Source organism: Stenotrophomonas sp. S41, from assembly GCF_016624625.1.
Taxonomy (GTDB): Bacteria; Pseudomonadota; Gammaproteobacteria; order Xanthomonadales; family Xanthomonadaceae; genus Stenotrophomonas.
Genome location: NZ_JACVTV010000012.1, coordinates 40211 through 60514, shown reverse-complemented (window position 1 = coordinate 60514; position 20304 = coordinate 40211). Strand labels below are relative to the sequence as shown.

Annotated in this window: 12 protein-coding genes; 3 read left to right on the top strand and 9 right to left on the bottom strand. The window is 65.1% G+C overall.

Annotated features, from left to right (window positions below; genetic code table 11):
* Positions 1–34 precede the first annotated feature (34 nt).
* Positions 35–3073, top strand: coding sequence for a TonB-dependent receptor (locus tag IAE56_RS04695; RefSeq protein ID WP_200751656.1), 3039 nt, complete (start codon positions 35–37; stop codon positions 3071–3073).
* Between the two features lie 126 nt (positions 3074–3199).
* On the opposite strand, the gene IAE56_RS04690 is transcribed toward IAE56_RS04695, so the two are convergent.
* From IAE56_RS04690 to IAE56_RS04665, 6 genes are all read right to left on the bottom strand, one after another.
* Positions 3200–5206 (bottom strand): M13 family metallopeptidase, encoded by a 2007-nt coding sequence (locus tag IAE56_RS04690; RefSeq protein ID WP_200751655.1) that lies wholly within the window; start codon positions 5204–5206, stop codon positions 3200–3202.
* Positions 5207–5399: 193 nt separating this feature from the next.
* Entirely contained in the window at positions 5400–7505 is a 2106-nt protein-coding gene (locus IAE56_RS04685) for a M13-type metalloendopeptidase (protein WP_200751654.1), read from the bottom strand.
* Between the two features lie 220 nt (positions 7506–7725).
* Positions 7726–8538: an SEL1-like repeat protein gene (locus IAE56_RS04680; protein WP_200751653.1), complete on the bottom strand. Its 813-nt coding sequence runs from the start codon at positions 8536–8538 to the stop codon at positions 7726–7728.
* Positions 8539–8667: 129 nt separating this feature from the next.
* Positions 8668–10662: a S9 family peptidase gene (locus tag IAE56_RS04675; RefSeq protein ID WP_234455879.1), complete on the bottom strand. Its 1995-nt coding sequence runs from the start codon at positions 10660–10662 to the stop codon at positions 8668–8670.
* 114 nt (positions 10663–10776) lie between these two features.
* Positions 10777–13629 (bottom strand): TonB-dependent receptor, encoded by a 2853-nt coding sequence (locus tag IAE56_RS04670; RefSeq protein ID WP_200751652.1) that lies wholly within the window; start codon positions 13627–13629, stop codon positions 10777–10779.
* 424 nt (positions 13630–14053) lie between these two features.
* Positions 14054–16864, bottom strand: coding sequence for a TonB-dependent receptor (locus IAE56_RS04665; RefSeq protein ID WP_200751651.1), 2811 nt, complete (start codon positions 16862–16864; stop codon positions 14054–14056).
* 447 nt (positions 16865–17311) lie between these two features.
* Between IAE56_RS04665 and apbC the strand changes: the two genes are divergently transcribed.
* Positions 17312–18166, top strand: coding sequence for an iron-sulfur cluster carrier protein ApbC (gene apbC / locus IAE56_RS04660; RefSeq protein WP_116862737.1), 855 nt, complete (start codon positions 17312–17314; stop codon positions 18164–18166).
* A gap of 79 nt (positions 18167–18245) precedes the next feature.
* Entirely contained in the window at positions 18246–18818 is a 573-nt protein-coding gene (gene dcd / locus IAE56_RS04655; RefSeq protein ID WP_079222647.1) for a dCTP deaminase, read from the top strand.
* 85 nt (positions 18819–18903) lie between these two features.
* Here the strand turns inward: dcd and IAE56_RS04650 are convergent, their stop codons facing one another.
* The 3 genes from IAE56_RS04650 to IAE56_RS04640 are packed head-to-tail and all read right to left on the bottom strand — an operon-like array spanning position 18904 to position 20177.
* Entirely contained in the window at positions 18904–19071 is a 168-nt protein-coding gene (locus tag IAE56_RS04650) for a DUF5668 domain-containing protein (protein WP_165835665.1), read from the bottom strand.
* Positions 19072–19086: 15 nt separating this feature from the next.
* A complete protein-coding gene (locus IAE56_RS04645) occupies positions 19087–19509 on the bottom strand; it encodes an HIT family protein (RefSeq protein WP_108765801.1) in 423 nt (140 codons plus the stop codon).
* Positions 19506–20177 carry a dienelactone hydrolase family protein gene (locus IAE56_RS04640; protein ID WP_200751650.1) on the bottom strand — a complete coding sequence of 224 codons (672 nt, stop codon included), beginning with the start codon at positions 20175–20177 and terminating at the stop codon, positions 19506–19508. The genes IAE56_RS04645 and IAE56_RS04640 overlap by 4 nt, the downstream gene beginning before the upstream one ends.
* Positions 20178–20304 lie beyond the last annotated feature (127 nt).

Here is a 20304-nt window from a genome sequence, read left to right as displayed (position 1 = left end):
GTAAGTGTGTCTTTTCACGAAACAAGGAAATTTCATGTCCTATAGCAAGACGGCCATCCGGCTGAAGCGCACGGCACTGGCCGTTGTCCTGACCTCGTTCGTCGGCGCCGCAGCGGCGCAGAGCACCACCGGTTCCCTGTATGGCAACGCCCCGGCCGCCGCAGGCGCCACGGTGGTCGTGCAGAGCGATTCGGGCCTCAAGCGAAGCGCCAACGTCGATGCAAACGGCCGCTACACCCTGGGCTCGCTGCCGGTGGGCCGTTACTCCATCAGCCTCGAGCGTGACGGGCAGGTGGTCGAGAAGCGTGACAACGTGCTGCTGAAGGTCGGCGTCGGCACGGAAGTTTCCTTTGGCCAGTCCGCCAGCGGCGGCGCCACCAACCTCGACGCAGTGAACGTCACTGCGGCCAACATTCCGAAGATCGACGTGACCAACACGGTCTCCAAGTCGGTCATCACCTCCGAACAGCTGGACGTGCTGCCGCTGGGCCGCAGCGCCGAAGCCATCGCGCTGCTCGCGCCGGGCGTGGTCGCCGGCAGCGGCGAGTTCTCCAATGGCTCGCGCTCGGTGCTCTCGTTCGGTGGCTCCAGCGTCACCGAGAACGCGTACTACCTGAACGGCTTCAACGCGACCAACCCGCTCAATGCAATGGGCGGTGTCAGCCTGCCGTACGGCTCGATCGACCAGCAGGAAACCTTCATGGGTGGCTACGGCGCGGGCTACGGCCGTTCCACCGGCGGCGTGATCAACCAGCTCGGCAAGCGCGGCACCAACGAGTGGAAGTTCGGCTTCCAGACCACCTGGTCGCCCGATTCGCTGGCGGAGTCGCCGCGCGACATCTACTACCCGAATCACACCGCGCCTCCGGGGTTGGAGCTCGAGGATGACACCGGCACCGTGGCCGGCTCGCTGTACCGTTCGCGCAAGGGTGACAAAGCCACGCGTACCACCTACAGCGGCTATGTCAGCGGCCCGCTGATCGAGGATCGCCTGTTCATCCACCTCGCCGCCGAGAAGGATCGCAATGAGGGCGTATCGACGGGCGCGGCAGAAGCTGCACAGCAGATCCGCAGCCACTATGCCTACGACACGCCGAAGTTCTACGGCAAGATCGACTGGAACATCAACGACAGCAACACGCTGGAGTACACCCGGCTGCAGAACACGGATCGCTACAGCAGCTACTACCGCGAGTTCGACTACGACACGATGACCGAGGGCGAGCGTACCGGCACCTTCGCCAATACGACCAAGCTCAAGGATGAGTTCGACATCTTCAAGTACACCGGTTACCTGACCGATGACCTGACCCTGAGCGCGGTCTGGGGCCGCAGCAAGGAAACCAACCTGGAGTCCAATCCGCAGGATTCGGCAAACCCCTACATCAGCGGCCCGACCAGCCAGGATCCGTCGATCACCGGCGGTACGCCGATCCGCAACGACCAGACCGCGCTGTACACCAAGTCGCTTGATGCGGGCAGCAAGACCCGCGGCCTGCGCGTGGACCTGCAGTACCGCATCGGCAGCCACGAGCTGACCGCCGGCATCGACAACATGACCTACCAGGGCCACAACGAAGGGCAGGCGATGACCGGCCCGGGTTACGCCTGGATCTATTCGCGCATCGCACCGGGCTCGTCGCCGGCACCGGCGTTCGATGTCGCCGCACCGGGCGGCGATGGCTACTACGTGCAGAAGTACATCTTCTCTACCACCACCAGCATGTCGGTGGAACAGAAGGCCTACTACCTGGAAGACCGCTGGCAGGTCAGCCCGAACGTGCTGCTGACCCTGGGCCTGCGCAACGACAAGTTCACCAACTACAACAGCTCGGCCATCGCCTATGTCGAGAGTGGTGACCAGTGGGCCCCGCGCCTGGGCGCCAGCTGGGACGTCTTCGGCGATTCGTCGCTGAAGGTGTTCGCCAACCTGGGCCGCTACTACCTGGCCCTGCCCAATAGCGTGGCGATCCGTGGCGCATCGGCATCGACCTATACCCGTGAGTACTTCACCTACGGTGGCATCGATGCCAATGGCAACCCCACCGACCTGACCGCGCTGGGCCCGGGCCCGGTGTCGACCAACAACGAGTACGGCATTGCGCCTGACCCGCTGTCGGTGGCACCGACCGACCTGAAGTCGCAGTACCAGGATGAATTCATCATGGGCTTCGAGAAGACCCTCGGTTCGTCCTGGAACACGGGTGCCAAGTTCACCTACCGTCGCCTGCAGACCGCCATCGACGACACGTGCGATTCCGACCAGATCTACGCCAAGCTCGATGCGATGGGTGTGGATTCGAGCGGCATGGAAGTGCCGGGCTGCGTGATCTTCAACCCGGGCAAGACCAACACCTTCATGGTCAAGCACGCTGATGGTTCCGGTTACACGCCGGTACAGATGAGTTCGTCGGACTGGGGCTACAACGGCAACAAGGCCAAGCGCAGCTACATGGCGGTTGACCTGTTCATCGAGCACCCGCTGAGCGACAAGTGGTACGGTCGCCTGGATTACACCTGGTCGCGCAACTTCGGCAACACCGAAGGCCAGGTCAAGTCGGACATCGGCCAGGATGAAGCGGCCAAGACCCAGGACTGGGACTCCTACTACCTGATGGCCTACGCCGGTGGCTACCTCGCCAATGACCGTCGCCACCAGTTGAAGGGCTATGGCGCGTATCAGTTCAACGATGAGTGGACGGCATCGGCGACCCTGCGTGTCACCTCGGGCATGCCGAAAAGCTGCCTGGGTTACTACGGCGCGGATGGCAGCGATCCGATCGGCTATGGCTCTGCCTATCACTACTGCAACGGCGAGCCGTCGCGTCCGGGTGATGCCGGCCGCCAGCCGTGGACCTATCGCTTCGACCTGGGCGTGATGTACCGCCCGGCCTTTGCCGACCACAAGCTGGCCTTCGGTCTGGACGTGTTCAACGTGCTCAACCAGCGCCGTGCGGTCCAGTCCGATCCGACGTATGAATCGGGCCAGCACACGATTTCCAATACCTACGGTATCGGCACCTTCTACACCGCGCCGCGTTCGGTGCGCCTGAGCGCGTCCTACGACTTCTGATGTAGAAGCCGCTCTCTTTCAGCAGGACATTTGACCCCGGCATCTGCCGGGGTCTTTTTTTTGCAGGTGCCGCCCACGAAAAAGGCGCCCTCAGGCGCCTTCTTCGTTACCGCATCACGGCCAGGTTCAGCGCCAGACCTTGATCTGCTCGGCGTCGGTGCGCTGCATCGGCTGGCCGGCCTTGCAGCTGAAGGTCGCACCGAAGGCCGGCAGGTTCGACAGCGGGCCGTTGGTGCGCCAGCGACCCGGTGCACGGATGTCGGCGGTCAGGCGGCGTGCGGCCTCGTTCGGCGACAGCTGCTGCGGCCACAGGGCGGCCCAGGCGCGGAAGAAGCCCTGCTGCTGCGCCGGCTTGGCCTTCGGTTCCTGCGCGGTGTACGCCGCCCAGGCCAGTTCCAGGCCGGCGATGTCGGCCAGGTTCTCTTCCTGGGTCAGCGTGCCGTTGACCTTGGCACCCTTCACGCCCGGGAACTCGTAGGCGCCGTACTGCGCGGCCACGCGGCTGCCGAGCAGGGTCCAGGCGGTCTTGTCGGCCGGGGTCCACCAGCTGCGCAGTTCACCCTTGGCATCGACCAGGGCGCCCTTGGCGTCGACGGCGCGGTTCAGTTCGTGGCCGACAAGGCCACCGAAGCTGCCGAACTTGTCGGCGGCGTCGGCCTTGGCGTTGAACACCGGGCCCTGCAGGATCGCGGCGGTGACGATCAGGCGGTTCTGCGCCAGGTCGTAGGCCAGCGACGGCTGCTGCGGCAGCACGTCCCAGCGACGGTCGGCGTTGCCCTTGCCGATGCGCTTCATTTCCTCGCGATGGCGCCAGGTCGATGCGATCAGCATGTTGCCGCCGAACGAACCACGGCCCATCGGCTGCACGCTGTAATCCAGGTCACGCAGCGGGGTGCCGATCTCGATCTTCAGTGCGGCCAGCTTGGCCTGTGCTTCGGCCTTGGCCTCGGCGCTCATCCAGGTGCTGTTCTTGACCGCCTCGATCTGCACTTCGCGCACCTTGTCGACGATCCACGCCGCCTGGCGGCGATCTTCGGCGGACAGGTGGCGGGCGGCGTACTCGCGGCCGACCATCGGGCCAGCGGCCACGTTGATGGCGTCCAGCACGTTTTCCCAGCGCTGCGCGGGCAGGGTCTCACCGCGCAGCACGCGGCCGCGGAATTCGAACTCGGCGTCACGGTAGGCCTTGGACAGGTACGGCGCCATCGAGTCGCCCACGCGCCAGCGCAGGTAGGCCTTCCACTGTTCCGGCTTGAGCTTGGTGACCATCGTGTCGAGCTGCTTGAACAGGCCCGGGTCGGCCAGCGAGACCAGGTCGTCGTTCACGCCCTGTGCCTTCAGGAAGGCATCCAGCTGCAGGTTGCGGTAGCGGCTGTTGAGATCCTTGGTCGAGATCGGCGCGTAGTTGTTGAACGGGTTGTTGATGCCGGCCAGCGACTGCGCGTTGCGGGCCAGTTCGGTTTCCAGTTCGATCACCGACTGCGACTCGGCATCCAGCTTGGCTGCCGGGGTACCGGTCAGGGCCAGGATCTGCTTGACGTAGTTGCGGTAGCGGCCCATCAGGGCCACGGTGTCGGCGTCGGTACGGGTGTAGAACGCCGGGTCGGGCAGGCCCATGCCGCCCTGCATGAAGTAGCCGATGTGGCGGTCCAGCGCCTTCAGGTCCACGTCCGGGCCGAAGTTGAAGGCCACTGGGATGCCGACCTGGTGCAGTGCGGCGATCGAGGCCGGGACGTCCTTGGCCTTCTTGATCGCGTTGATGCGGGTCAGCAGCGGGGCGATCGGGTTGGAGCCATCGGCTTCCACCGCGGCTTCGTCCAGGCCGCTGGCCCAGAAGTCGCCCAGCAGCTTCTGCACGTTGCCCTGCGGCGCCTTCATCGAGGCGTCCAGCAGTTCACGCTGCTGCTGGCGGCTGCGGTCGACCAGCTGGCCCAGCGCGGTGGCGGCGCCGGACTGCGGCACCGGGTTGGCCTTCAGCCAGTCCGCGTTGGTGGCATCGTAGAAATCGCTGCACTGGGCGCTGACGGCCGGGGCGCGCACGGCCTTCTTCTTGGCGGCGAACGCATCGTGGGTCGGGACCAGGGTCGCCAGGCTGATACCCAGGGCGACGGCAAGCGGACGGAAATTGGGCATGTAGAACGAATCCGTGATGGATTGAGGGCGGGCGAACTATAGCAAGCCGTGCATGGGCACGGGATGCATGCGTCACGCGGCTTCTGCATGGGGTCAGAGCCCCCGCGCTGCGCGCAGGGGATCGGACCCCGCCAAAAACAAAGGCCCGGGAAATCCCGGGCCTTTGCAGGTCTAGCTTGGCGTCAGCCGCGGCTTACCAGATCACCACCTGCTGGTCGCCGGTGCGGGCCATCGGCGAGCCGGCCTTGCACTGGAACGCAGCGGCGAAGGTCGGCAGGTTCGACGGCGCACCCATGGCGCGGAACTGCGCCGGAGCGTGCGGGTCGGTGGCCAGGCGGACCTTGGCGTTTTCCGCGGTGTACTTGGTGCGCCACACGGTGGCCCAGTTGAAGAAGAAGCGCTGGTCGCGGGTGAAGCCGTCGACCTTCGGATCTTCCTTGCCGGCGGTGGCCTTCTGCAGGGCGTCGTAGGCGGTGGCCAGGCCACCCAGGTCGGCGATGTTCTCGCCCAGGGTCAGGTGGCCATTCACTGCCTGGCCGTCGACCTTGTACTGGTCGAACTGCTTGACCAGCTTGCCGGTCAGGCCTTCGAAGTTCTTCTTGTCAGCCGGGGTCCACCAGTCTTCCAGGTTGCCGCTCGGCCCGAAGCGTGCGCCCTGGTCGTCGTAACCATGGGTCATTTCGTGGCCGATCACCGCACCGATGCCGCCGTAGTTCAGCGCGTCGTCGGCCTTCGGGTCGAAGAACGGCGGCTGCAGGATGGCGGCCGGGAACACGATCTCGTTCTGCAGCGGGTTGTAGTAGGCATTGACCGTCTGCGGGGTCATGCCCCACTCGGTCTTGTCCACCGGCTTGCCGACCTTGGACAGGTTGAACTTGTAGTTGAACTCGTTGGCCGCGCGCACGTTGCCCAGGTAGCTGTCGCGCTGGGTCTGCAGGCCGGCCCAGTCACGCCACTTGTCCGGGTAACCGATCTTCGGGGTGAAGGTTTCCCACTTGGCGATGGCCTTGGCCTTGGTTTCGTCGCTCATCCAGCTCAGGCCCTGGATGCGTTCCTTCAGCGACGCGGCCAGGTTCTTCACCAGTTCTTCCATCTTCGCCTTGGCTTCCGGCGAGAAGGCAACCTTCACGTACAGCTGGCCGAAGGCTTCGCCGGCATCGTTCTCGATGGTGCCCAGCACGCGCTTCCAGCGCGGCTTCTGTTCCTTCTGGCCGTTCAGGGTCTTGCCGTAGAACTCGTAGTTCTCCTGCACGAACGCGTCAGCCAGGTACGGCGAAGCGCCGTCGACGGTGTGGAAGCGCAGGTAGGCGCGCCAGACCGACGCGTCGGTGTCGCCCAGTGCCTTGCTCACTTCCTCGTGGAAGGCCGGCATGGCCAGCGAGAACTTCTCCGGTGCGGCAACGCCCTGCGACTTGAAGAACTCGGTCCAGCTGAAGTTCGGGGTCAGCTTGTCGGCGTCGGCCAGGGTGAGCGGGTTGTAGAACAGCTCGACGTTGCGCGACAGTTCCACGCGCGACTTGGAGGCCTTGGCCAGGCGGGTCTCGAACTTGACCACGTCCTCGGCCTGCTTGGCGGCGTCGGCAGCGGCCACGCCCGACAGCTCCAGCACCTTGGCGACGTGGGCCTGGTAGGCCTTCAGCTTGTCGGCGTTCTTGGCGTCGGTGTAGTAGGTGGTGTCCGGCAGGCCCAGGCCGCCCTGGCTGGCGTAGGCCATGTTCATGGCCGAGTTCTTGAAGTCCGCTTCGGCGCCGAAGCCGAACAGGATGTTTTCACCCTTGGCGGCGCTGGTGCGCAGGTAATCGGCGATGGCGGCCTTGTCCTGCAGGCCGTCGATGGCGGCCAGGTCGGCCTTCAGCGGCTCGATGCCCTGGGCGTTGATCTTGGCCTCGTCCATGCCGGTGGCCCACAGGTCGCCGACGATCTTCTCGATATGGTTCGGGTTCTTGACCTGGGCGACCTGCTCGGCCAGCTGGTGCTGCACCGCTACCGAACGCTCGTCGAGGATGGTGAAGGCGCCCCAGCTGGTGCGGTCGCCCGGAATCTCGTTGGCGGCCAGCCACTTGCCGTTGACGTAGTCGCCGAAGGCGCCACAGGCGTCCAGTTTGCTGTCCAGGTCGCTGGCCAGGAAGGCGTTGTAGGCCGGCAGCTTGGCTTCGTCGAGCGTGTAGGTGCTGGCCTGGTCGGTGGTGGCCGGCGTGGAGGCGGCGGCGTCCTTTGCCGGGGTATCGGTCTTGCCGCAGCCGACCAGCGCGGCCGAAACGGCCAGGGTCAGCAGCACGATCTTGGGAGTACGGGTCACTTGTATGGCCTCCAGGCCGAGTGAGTCAGGGAATGGCCGCAGGACGGCCGTGGGCCGAACGATACGCCGCCGGCCCGCCCTGCAAGGGTGTCGAAGGTCATGGCCGATGGCAAGCCGCCGGCCCGTTGCACGTGGGCCGCTGCACAGCCGCCAGAATCGGGCAGGGCGCCGCACGGGCTGCGCAAAGAACGCTGCCGGCACAAGGCCGGCAGCGGAGACATCAGGGCTTGCCGTTGTCCAGCCTGGGCTGTTCGTCGGCGGTCTGCGGTTCGGGGGCATCCACCTGCGGTGCGCCGGCCTCGATGCGGGTCTTGCGGTCGGCTTCATCCTTGATCTGGGTTGCCGCACCGACATCGACCCGGGCGACCTTGGGCTTGGCCCACACCGAATCCTGCCAGGCCTGGTACTTCTCCGGGTCCCAGTAGCGATCGTCGTAGAACTTGCTGCCATCGATCTCCGTAGTGCCGCCCAGGCCGGGCACCACGATGCGCAGGTTGCCAGTCGCGCCGGTGCGGCTGCCGGTCACCTGGCGGCGTTCGCGGCGCAGCGCGGCATCGATGCGCGGGCGCGCGGCCTCATCACCGAAACGGGCGTAGACCGCCGGGCCTTCCTGCAGGGCACGGTCGCGTTCCTCGGGCGTCAACGCGGCCCAGTAGCGCTCGCGCAGGTCGAGGAAACCTTCATAGCCGCGCTCGGCGGCCAGGTCCATCCAGGCGTAGGCAAGGGCGCGGTTGACCGGGGTGCCGGTGCCGTTCCACAGCATTTCCGCCACCATCGCCTGCGACGGCTTGTCGGCATAGAAGCCGGCGCGCTGGAAGAAGCCGAACGCCTGTTCCATCTTGCCGGCGTCGCGCTTTTCGATGCCCAGCAGGCGGAAGCGCAGGTCCGGGTGGCCGCTGAGGAAGCCGGCAGTGATCATCATCGGATCCTCGGTGGGATCCGGTGCGGCGGCCGGTGAAGGCTTGGCGGCCAGCGCGAGCGGGGCGTGCAGCGCGAAAGGCAGCAGGGCTGTAAGCATGAGCCTGCGGTACATCGGTATCTCTCCTTGATTGAACGATGGCACCCACGCACCCGTTGCCGGGTACGCGCAGGCACACCTTCATGGTGCGCCAAAAGGTGCCCGAAGTTCCCGGCTCCCCTGTTCAGGGAGCCGGGGGACGGCTCAGTCAGCCGCCTTTGCCCCCGATGCCGTCGACGGGCCGATGTGGCGGCTGAAGAAATCGAGCATCGTGGTGTACAGCTTCACCCGCGCCGGCACACCGTAGAAGCCGTGCATTTCGCCGGGCTCGATGATCATGCCTTCGGGCTTGTTGCCGGCGGCGATCAGCGCCTTGTTCATCAGCTCGGTCTGTTCCGGCGGCGTGCGCACGTCACGCGCACCTGCGGCAAGGTAAACCGGGATCTTCACTTCCGATGCGCGACGTGCCGGCGAGGTGCGGGTCCAGTCGGCGGTGTCGGTGCCATGGGTGCGGCGCAGGAAGCGCTGGCCCGACTCGCGTTCGGGGATGTCGCCCTTCTTGAACATCATGTCGATGTCGTAGACGCCGACGTAGCCGAAGGTGCACTTGAACAGGCCCGGTGCACGGATCGGGGCCATCAGCGACGAGTAGCCGCCGAAGCTGCCGCCGTAGATGCAGATGCGGTCCTTGTTGGCGTAGCCCTGGTTGATGGTCCACTGCGTGGCATCGATGATGTCGTTCTGGATGCCATCGGCCCACTGCTTGTGGCCCGCATCCTGGAACGCCTTGCCGTAGCCACCGGAGCCGCGGTAGTTCACCTGCAGCACCGCATAGCCGCGGCTGGCGAACAGCTGCGTTTCGCCGGAGAAGCCCCAGTTGTCACGCGGGCCGATCGGACCGCCGTGCGGGTTGACGATCAGCGGCAGGTTCTTGCCGTCGCTGCCATGGGGCAGGGTGAGGTAGGCATGGATGGTTTTGCCGTCGCGCGCGGTGAAGCTGAAAGGCTTGACCGAGGCCATGCGCGCCTTGTCCAGCTGCGGCGCGCGCTGCATCAGGAAGCGTGCCTTGCCGGTGGCGCGGTCATACAGGTACAGCTCGCCCGGATTGCTGTCGCTGTAGACCGAGACGATGATCTTGCTGCCATCGGCGGTGTGGCTGGAGAAATCCACCAGTTCGCCGGGGAATGATGCGGCCAGCGAGCCATACAGTTCGGCGTCGGGGTGGTTCTCATCGACCAGGGTCACCTTCGGTGCACCAGCTTCGGTGATCACGCCCAGCAGGCGGTTGTCATCGGTGGACCAGATGTAGTCGGAGACTTCGGCCACCGGGTCCTGGAACAGGGAGGTGAACGCGCCGGTGGCGGTGTCCAGCGTGCCCACCGCGCCGGGCGCCTTGTCGTCGCTCTGGGTGACATACACGGTGCCATCGGCGGTGGCGCGCTCGACCCACAGGTGCTTGCCGTCGGTCTTGGAGGCGTTGACCAGGGTCCAGTCGCGGCCATCGCGGCGGTACAGTTCGGTGCGCTCGTCGTACTCGCCTTCCTCGTTGCGGCTGGACGAACAGACCGCGAAACGCGGTTCCTTCTGCGCGTCCAGCGCGATGGAGCAGTCGTCCTTGGGCGCGCGTGCGAGCACGGTGCGGCGGCCGCTGAAGGTATCGACCTGCACCACCTGGGTGCCGGCACCTTCGTTGGAGCGCGGGTAACGCGACTGCATGATGACATTGCGGTCGTCGTCCTTCAGCGTGTCGAGCAGGCTGAAGCTTTCGCGGCCGACGGTCTTGCCGCGCTGGGTGGCATCGCGGGTGCCGTAGAAGATCAGCGGCACGGCCTGGCTGCCATCGGCGTTGACGGCGAACCACTCGCCGGTGGCGAAGGGCTGGGCATAGCCGCCCATCTTCTTCACCGCATTGAACATCAGGCGGTCCGGCGCGATCCAGGTGAACTGGCCGACGCTCTTCTTTTCCGGCAGCTGGTTGACCTTGAGGATCTTCAGGTCGCTGGTGCGCAGGACGGCCAGGACGTCCTGGTCGCCGTGGTCCATGGTCACGGCCAGGTACTCGCCATTGGGCGAGATGCGCACGTTGCCGTAGGCAGCGTGCTTGACGAAATCTTCGACCGAGTAGGCCGTCGCGGCGGAGGCCGGCACGGCGGTGGTGCCCAATGCCAGTGCAAGCAGGGCGAAGGACAGCTTGTACATCGTGTATCCCCTTCAATTGGCGGGCCTTCGTGGCCCAGGGTGTGGCGTTGCTGCCGATGCGCAAACACAGAGCCCGGCCTAGGCCGGGCTCTGCTTGTCACACAACCTGTCGCATCAGAAGCGGTAGGACAGGCTGAAGTAGTAGCGACGGCCCAGCGGGTCGGCGCCGATGTAGCTGTTGAAGTACGGGTATGCGGTGTTGGTCGGATCGCGACGGAACTGGTTGTCGGTCAGGTTGACCACTGTGAACTCGGCACGCACGTTCGGGCCGAACTTCTTGCTGACCTGCAGGTTGTACTGCATGTACGGAGCCAGGCGTTCGGTCCAGGCGGCGTTCCAGTTCGAACCGTAGCGGGTACCGAACAGGGTGGCACCCCATTCGTCGCCGGCCCAGCTCAGGCTGCCGCGCAGGCGGCTGCGCTGGCTGTAGTCATACAGCGGCAGGTCGCGGTAATCGATCAGCTCGTCGTCGCTGTTTTCCTGGTACTTGTTGGTCAGCACCAGCGAGTAGCCCAGGTCCAGGCCGAAGTCGCCGAGGCGATCGGTATCCAGCTTGTACTTGAAGGTGGCATCGATACCGCTGGTTTCCAGCAGCGCCGCGTTGATGTACGCGGTGTTGAGCTGGGTGATGCGGCCGTCCAGGGTGGTGCCCGGTGCACTGGTACGGGTGACCAGCGCGGTCAGGTTGCGGCAGAAGGCCGAATCAGCAGCCTGCTCGAACGGCGTACCATCCGGGCGCACGCCCAGGCGGCAGTTGGCTTCGTTCTGCAGCAGGTAGGTCGAGCTGAGCTGGGTGGAGGCATCTTCCAGGCGGATCTTGTAGTAGTCCACCGACATGGACATCGAGTCCATGATGTCCCACACGAAGCCGGCGCCCCACGACTTGCCTTCTTCTTCCTTCAGGTTCGGGTTGCCGGCGATCAGCGACTGCGCCTGGTACAAGGCGATGTCACCGCTCACGTTGCACTGCGTGCGGGTACGGCCCGGGGTGCCGGCGGCCTGGCCCAGGCCGGTGCCGGAACGGCAGCTGTATTCGTCCAGGATGGTCGAGAACGAGGCGGCGCCTTCGGCGTAGACCAGCTGCATGTCCGGTGCGCGGAAGCTGGTGGCGTAGGAACCGCGGATCAGCAGGTTGCTGAACGGACGGTATTCCAGGCCGACGTTGAAGGTCTTGGCATCGTCGACGGCGGTGATGTCGTCGTACTTGTCCCAGCGGCCGGCCAGGTTCATCGACAGGTTGCTGAAGATCGGCACGCGGAACTCGGTACCCACTGCATAGCGGTTGCGGGCGCCGTGGGTTTCACCGGAGCTGGTCAGGTTGTAGATGGTCTGGTCGTCGATCGGACGCAGCTGGTTGGTGCGCACGTCGCTGACCAGGTCGGTGGTCTGGCGCATGCCTTCGATGACGGCGGCAAAGCCGATCGGGCCCGCCGGCAGCTCGAACAGGTCGCCACTGATGTTGAAGTTGGCCGTTGCCGAGGTGGATTCGGCCACGTTCTTCACGCGGGTGGCGAAGGACTGGTAGATCTCCGGGGTGATCGGGGTATTCCAGCGGTCCTGGTTCAGCGCGTAGATCGGGTTGATCCCGTTGTAGCCCTGCAGCGGGCCCAGGAAGTAGTCATGCACGGCCTTGGCCAGCAGGCGCGGGCGGTCGGCTTCGTACTCGTACTTGCCGTAGTTGACGCTGGCTTCCCAGTCGAAACGATCGGCGAAGGTGCCCTGTGCACCGAAGGTGAAGTCGTAGCTCTTCTCGTCGTACAGGGTGCTGGCCGCTTCATTGCCACCCAGTTCGAACGGGTTGAACGTGCGCTGCAGCTGGATGACGTCGCGCAGGTTGGAATCGAAGTACGCGCCGGGAGCTGCGCCGGTCGGCCCGATGGTGAAACGGTCGCCGGAGGTGCCCCAGAACTCGACGCCGGAGCTGGCCTTGGCCTTGGTCTTGTAGAAGTTGACGCTGCCGAACAGCTGGGTGGTGTCGGTCACGTCGAACGTGCCGTAGCCATAGCCGTTGAAGTTCTGGTTCTTGTTCCAGATCGAACGGGCGGCGACCTGGTCGTAGCTGCCGCAGTAGGTGCCGCGGGTGGCGGTGGTCACCGTGGTGTAACCGAACGCATCACAGGCCGAGGCGTTGTACAGGGCGTTCTGGTTGCGCACGTTGCCATTCCGGCCACCGGCGCTGATCGCGATCAGCGACAGCGCCGGATTCACCGCGACGCCGGCGGCGTTGTTGCGGGTATCGGCCAGCGCGTGGCGCTGCGAAGCGAACACCGGCTCGTTCTCGCTGTACTGCAGGGCGTAGGTCGCGCTCCAGCGGTCGCCGGTCTTGCCGCCGGTGTATTCGACGTTGACGTTGTCGCCGCCGCCTTCTTCGGTGGTGCCGGTGGTCAGGCGCAGCTGGTTGCCGTCGTAGTTCTTGCGCAGCACGATGTTGATCACGCCGGCGACAGCGTCCGAACCGTAGATGGCCGAGGCGCCGCCGGTCAGGACTTCAACGCGCTCGACGATCGAGCTCGGGATGGCCTTGATGTTGACCACGTTGTTGTCGCGGTTGTACGGCTGCGGGTACTGCGCCGGGCGGCGGCCGTTGACCAGGGTCAGGGTGTAGCCCGGGCCCAGGTTGCGCAGGTTGACCACCTGGGCGTTGGGCGTGAAGCCGGTCACGGCGAGGTCGCCGGTGAACGAGCTGGTGGTGTTCTGGGTCAGGGTCTGCAGCATGTCGCCGACCGACTGGAAGCCCTCGCGGTCGATGTCGGCGCGCGAGATGACGGTGACCGGCGCCGGGCCTTCGACTTCAGCGCGCTTGATGCGCGAGCCGACGACCGAAACGCGGTCCAGGTTGGTGGCGCTCTTGCCACCGGCTTCGTTGCCGGCTTCCTGGGCAAAGGCGGGCGAGACGACGGCTGCCAGCAGGGCGGACGTCAGAGCAAAGCTCAGCGGGTGGCGGCTGAGCGCCGTGCGGATGGTCATGGATGGATCCCCTGATGTATCAATTCTCGACAGGCGCGTGGACCTGTCGTCCCTGGAGGGCTTTTCGCCCCGTTCTGTAACCGGCTTCACAGGCCGATGAGCCGACGTTAACACGACCTTAACTTGCCGTGTCAACTGTTCATGCTCCCGTCATGAAGCCAAAGTAGGCAAAGTGCTGATTTGGATGGATTTTTGATCCAAGGCGTTGATTTCAAATGAAAGGTTTTGCTGCACAGCAGGCCGTTCCGCCCCCCTGTAGACGGTGGATACGGTGCCGGATGTTCAGTTGGCAGTTCGGGTTGTGACGGCGGGCAGGGGGGGGGGGGGGGCCGCCATTGCGGCGCCCGTGGGCCGGCCACGCGGGCAAAAAAATGGCCCCGCCGAAGCGGGGCCAGTGCCAGTCATCACTGGAGCGTCGAGGCGCTTATTTCGCGCCGAAGTCGTACTGCATCTGGGCGTAGATCGCCCTGCCGTACGGGTTGTAGAGGTTTTCGTTGTACGGTGCGCTGCTGTTGCCGCCGAAGCTGTGGCGCTGGCTCGACGGGTTCTTGTTGAACACGTTGTTGACCATCAGCGACAGGGTCAGGTTGTCCATCGCGCGGTAGCTCACGCTCAGGTTGTAGGTGGTGTACGAGCCCCACTTGCCCGCCTTGTAGCCCGAGGAGTGGACGTAGTCGTAGCTTTCGCCCAGGTACGCCATGTAGTTGGGGGTACGGCCGATGTAGTTGTAGTACAGGGTGGTGGTCCACTGGTTCTTCGCCCAGCCGATCGAACCATCGGCTCGCACCTTGGCGAAGGCCTGGTAGTTCCACATCGCATACGGATCGCGCAGCAGGTCCAGGTAGTCATCGCCGGTCTGCGGCTGCACTTCGCGCTTGAGGATGTTGGTGTAGTTGCTGGCGAACTGCAGCGAGCCGAAGCGGCCGATGTCCTGCACATACTTGAAGCTGGCGGTCAGTGCATTGAGATTCTGCCGTGCCACGTTGAGCTTGGGCGTGTAGATCTGGTCGAGGTTGCCCGACGCATCGCGGGTGACCCAGTCGGCCACGTTCTGGCAGGTGGCGTTGGTGTTGTTGTCCAGGTTGTTGCGGCAGTAGTACTCGGCACGCAGCAGCTGGTCGGAACTGAGGGTGTCGACCTCGTTCTCGATCTTCCAGCGGTAGTAATCCACCGACAGCGACAGGTTGGCCATCGGTGCCCAGACCACGCCGGCGTTCCACACATCGGCGGTGATCGGTTCCAGCTCCGGGTTGCCCGACTGCACGCCGAAGGTGGACTGGTCTGCATACGGGCAGCCGACGGTGTCGGCCGGCGCGAAGCCGAGCTGGGCGCAGCGGTAGTAGTCGGTGGCGGCGGTGTAGAAGCCGCTTTCGCCCTGGAATGCATCGGGCAGCGACGGCGCACGGAAGGCGGTGCCGTACTTGCCGCGGAACAGCAGGCTTTCAATCGGACGGAACTCGACGCCGATGCTGTACGTCGACTTGTCGACCGTGTTGTCGGCGATCTTGAAGGCGTCGTAGCGGCCCGAACCGGTGACAGTGAGCGAGTCGAGCAGCGGCAGGCGCAGTTCGCCGGTCACCGCGCAGTTGCTGCGATGGCCAGCGCCGGCCACCGAAGTGGTGCCCCAGACATCACCGTTGAGCAGGCGTGCATCCGGGCTGTAGTCCCAGCCTTCGCTGCCGCCTTCGACGACGATGCCCAGGCCGGCGTCGCCACCGGGCAGCGAGAACAGCCCGCTGTTGGTCAGCTGCACGCGGCCCAGGTTCTGCCAGGTGCGGCTCTGGTTGTAGGTGTAGCCGGTGAAGCTCTGGAATGCGCCCGCCGGCAGCTGCGAGTAGAACGCGCCCCAGTTCGGGCTGTAGATGTTGTAGCCATCGTCGGTCTGGCCAAGCACCGGACCGAACACATTCTGTTCGAACCAGCTGTCGATCGGCTCGGCCCAGCGTGCGAAGCCGCGCTCGGTCAGTTTGTATTCGCCGCGGCTGAAGCTGGCGCTGTAATCCCAGTTGGTACCGAAGGTGCCGCGGCCGCCCAGGGTGATCTGGTAGGCCTTGTTGCGGTTGGTTTCCTGGATGTCACGGTAGCCCTGGCCGCCGATGTCCTCCGGCGCGAACGCGCGCTGCAGGCTCATGTACTGGTCGGTGTCCTGGTCGTAGATGTAGCCGAAGCCCGGCCCGGTGCTCCAGAACGTGTAGCCGGAACCGGTGACGTAGTTGATCTCTTCAAGGCTGTAGAGCGCTTCGGCGAACAGTTCGAAGTTCTCGTTGACCTGGAAGTTGAGCGAGGAATAGAACTGGCTGCTTTCCTTGGCGTTCTTGATGGTGCGGTAGCCGGCGCTGTACTTGGAACCGCAGGACTCACCGGCCGCACGCACGCCGAGTTCGGTGGTGCCGCCGAACTGCCCGGCCACGCTGGCGCAGCGGGTCGGGTCCATCATGACGAATGCGTTGTTTTCGTCGGGCAGGTAGACGAGGAAGTCGTTGGACGGCACCTGCGCGCTGTAACCGCCGGGGTTGTTCACCTTGGTCAGGTCGCGCTGGTAGCCCCAGATCGGACTGGATTTTTCGTACTGCACGTTGAACAGCGCGTTGAAGCGGTCATCGGCGCTGTTGAAGCCCTTGGCCACGCTGACCCGGACGTTGTTGCCGCCGCCCTCGGTGTAGGCGCCGCCGCGCACGTTGATCGTGCCGCCATCCATGCGCTTTTTCAGGATGATGTTGACCACGCCGGCGATGGCATCGGAGCCGTACAGCGACGACTGGCCGCCCGGCAGGATCTCGATGCGCTCGACGATGTCGATCGGGATGCCGCTGATGTTGTTGAAGGCGTCGCTGCCGTTGTACAGCGCCGGGTACTGCAGCATCGGGCGGCCGTTGATCAGGTACTTGGTGTAGCCCGGGTCCAGGCCGAACATGCCGGCCGCTTCGGCACCCTGGGTGAAGGCGGCGGAGGACTGGCCGCCCTGCAGGCCGCCGGTGGTCAGCGAGGACTGCTGCAGGACTTCGGCGATGCTGGTGAAACCGCGGGTCTGGATGTCCTCGGCGGTGACGGTCAGCACCGGAGTGTGGTTTTCCACCTGGGTCTGCGGGATGAGCGAACCGGTGACGGTCACGCGGCCGAGGTCGGTGGTTTCCTTGCTGTCCTGGGCGAAGGCGGGAAGGGCGGTGGCGAGCAGGCTGCCGAGCAGCGCGAGCGAGAGCGGGTGGCGGACGACATTGGTGCGACGACGAATCATTGCGATATCCCATCCATTAAGTAAATGCAGGCGCCCCCGTTCCCGGGGCATTCAATCAGCCTTCAGTTTCCAGGCTGTGGGGCCGAACGTAACACGGCATTAACGTTAATGGCACGGGGTTGTAAGAAATCTCTGCGTAGGTCGGATAATTCTCTTGAAAAATCAATTGGATGGGAATTTATTTGCCGAGTTTGGCGTTTCGCCTTCAAGTCGGCTTAATAATATATTCACTTATTCTTAATTATTGAATTTAAAATGAGTTTCGCGTTTCACCTAAATGCGGTCGGCTGAATCAGCGTTGGCAGGAGAATCTGTCGAAGGCGGCAGTCTTCGTGCGGCGGAGGTTCAGTATTGGCCCGCTACGCGCGCATGAGGGGAAGGGCTGCGCCTGGCTGAACTTGTATGATGTGAGGTTGCCCGCCCCATGAACCGCTTCCGGAGTCCGCAGTGAACAGCCCCGCCCGTCGTCCCCATGCCAGCCAGGTGCAGAAGGGCCTTTCGCCCCATGCGCGCATCCGCAACGTGATCGCGGTGGGATCGGGCAAGGGAGGCGTGGGCAAGTCCACCACCTCGGTGAACCTGGCCGTGGCGCTGCAGCAGCTCGGTGCCCGCGTGGGCGTGCTCGATGCCGATATCTACGGCCCCAGCGTGCCGGCCATGCTCGGCCTGTCCGGCCGCCCGGAAAGCCCGGACAACAAGAGCATCGAGCCGATGCGCGCGTTCGGCGTGGACACCATGTCCATCGGCTACCTGGTGGAAGACGAGACGCCGCTGATCATGCGCGCGCCGCGGGCGACCGCCGCCCTGACCCAGCTGTTCGAAGACACGCTGTGGGACGACCTGGACTACCTGCTGATCGACCTGCCGCCGGGTACCGGTGACATCCAGCTGACCCTGGTGCAGAAGATTCCGCTGGCCGGTGCGGTCATCGTCACCACGCCGCAGGACATCGCCACGCTGGATGCGAAGAAGGCGCTGAAGATGTTCGAGAAGGTGGAGGTGCCGGTGCTGGGCATCGTCGAGAACATGGCCGTGCACACCTGCAGCAACTGCGGCCACGTCGAGCACCTGTTCGGCGAGGGCGGTGGCGAGCGCATGGCCGCGCAGTACGGCGTGCCGCTGCTGGGGTCGCTGCCGCTGCAGATCGACATCCGCGAACAGGGGGATGCCGGCAGCCCGATCACCGTCGCCCAGCCCGAGTCGACCGCGGCCCAGGCCTACCGCCGCGCCGCCGAGCGTCTGGTGGAGGAGGTGGGCAAGCGCCCGCGTGCCTCGATCCAGATCCTGTCCTCGCTGCTGTAAGGCCAGGCCTGCGGGGCTGCGGCGTGCGTGCCCGGCCCCCTGCTAGAATCCACGCGCCCCCTCGTACCCAGGACAAAGCATGAGCATCAAGAGTGACCGTTGGATCCGCCGCATGTCCGAGCAGCACGGCATGATCGAGCCGTTCGAGGCCGGCCAGGTGAAGCACGCCAACGGCGAGCGCATCGTCAGCTACGGCACCTCCAGCTATGGTTACGACGTGCGCTGCTCGCGCGAGTTCAAGGTGTTCACCAACATCAACTCCACGATCGTCGACCCCAAGCACTTCGACCCGGGCAGCTTCGTGGACATCGTCGGTGATGAGTGCATCATCCCGCCGAACAGCTTCGCGCTGGCGCGTACGGTGGAGTACTTCCGCATCCCGCGCGACACCCTGGTTGTGTGCCTGGGCAAGAGCACCTATGCCCGCTGCGGCATCATCGTCAACGTGACCCCGCTGGAACCGGAGTGGGAAGGCCACGTGACCCTGGAATTCAGCAACACCACGCCGCTGCCGGCGCGCATCTACGCCAACGAAGGCGTGGCCCAGATGCTGTTCTTCCAGGCGGCGGCCGACGACGTCTGCGAGACCTCGTACAAGGACCGCGGCGGCAAGTACCAGGGCCAGACCGGCGTGACCCTGCCGCGCACCTGATCAACATATCGGTAGCGCCGGGCCATGCCCGGCGTTTTCGTATGGGCCGCGTGGTGCATTCGCCGGGCATGGCCCGGCGCTACCTTTATTTGCCGCGTCCGAACAGCATCGCGATGCCGACGCCGACCAGGCCGACCGGCCACCAGGTCAGGAACAGCTTGGACAGGTTCAGGTGCGTCCAGCCCAGGTTGCTGGCGAGCATGAACAAGCCGATCAGGATCAGCAGGATGGCGGCGACGAGATTGAAGCGCATCGGGTCGTCAAAGGCTCAGGGATGGGCCGGATATCCTAGCCGTTCCTTCCAGTAGGCGACATGCTGGTCCAGTGCGGCCGGCTCGTAGCGGTGCGCCGGACCACTGCCCCAGACCGGGCCCGGCCACGCCGGATCGCCGTCGTGGCGGCCGATCACGTGGAAATGCAGCTGGCGCACGATATTGCCCAGCGCGCCGATGTTGATCTTCTCCACCCCGTCCGTGCCGTGCAGGGCCTTGCAGGCGCGGTTGAGTTCGGTGCGCAGCTTGTCCTGCTGCTCGCCGTCCAGCTCGATCCATTCGGTGATCCCGGCCAGGCGCGGCACCAGCACCAGCCAGGGGAATCGTTCGTCGTTCATCAACCGCACTTGCGACAACGGGCCTTCTGCTACCAGGACGCTGTCGGTGGCCAGGCGTGAATCCAGTTCGAAATCGCTCATCCAAGATGCTCCGTGAAGAAGTCCAGGGTGCGTTGCAGCGCCAGGGCGGCGCTGTCTGGATCATACGCATGTCCGACCTCCCGGTTGAAGGCGTGGTCGGCCGGATAGACGTAGGTGGCCATCTGCGGCAGCTTTTCGCGGTGGGCCTGCACGGCTTCCGGCGGGATGCTCTTGTCCTGGGCGCCGAAGTGGAAGATCACCGGGGCCTTGGGCGTTTCGTCGAGGAAATTGACGTTGCGGCCGCCGTAGTAGCTGGCCGAGGGCAGGCCCAGGCGCATCGCCGCCAGCAGGGCCACGCTGCCGCCCCAGCAGTAGCCGACGGTGCCGACCTTGCCATGGGGGGCCAGGCGCGTCGCCGCGGCGCGGACCACTTCCAGCGCCTTTTCCATGCCCAGGGTGTTGACCCGCTCCAGGCCGTCCTTCACGCCCTCGGGGCTGTAGGGCAGGGCATCGGGGTCGGATTCCGGGCCGTCCACCAGGTCGAAGAACGACGGTGCCAGCACGGCGTAGCCTTCGGCGGCGAAGCGCTCGGCCACCCCGCGCATGTGCGCGTTGACCCCGAAGATTTCCTGTATGACCACCAGCGCCGCGCGCGGCTTGCCCTCGGGCAGGACCTGCCAGGCGCGGACCGGGCCATGATGCGTATCCAGGGTGATCCATTCGGACATCGTCGGGTACCTCGTTGCAGGGGACAGGCCTGCATTGTCGACGCTGGCCGGGTTAGCGGCGTGTCAGCGGCTGTGCGCGATCAGGCGGCTGGCCATTCAGAGCCCGGCCACCAACCCCGTTATACTG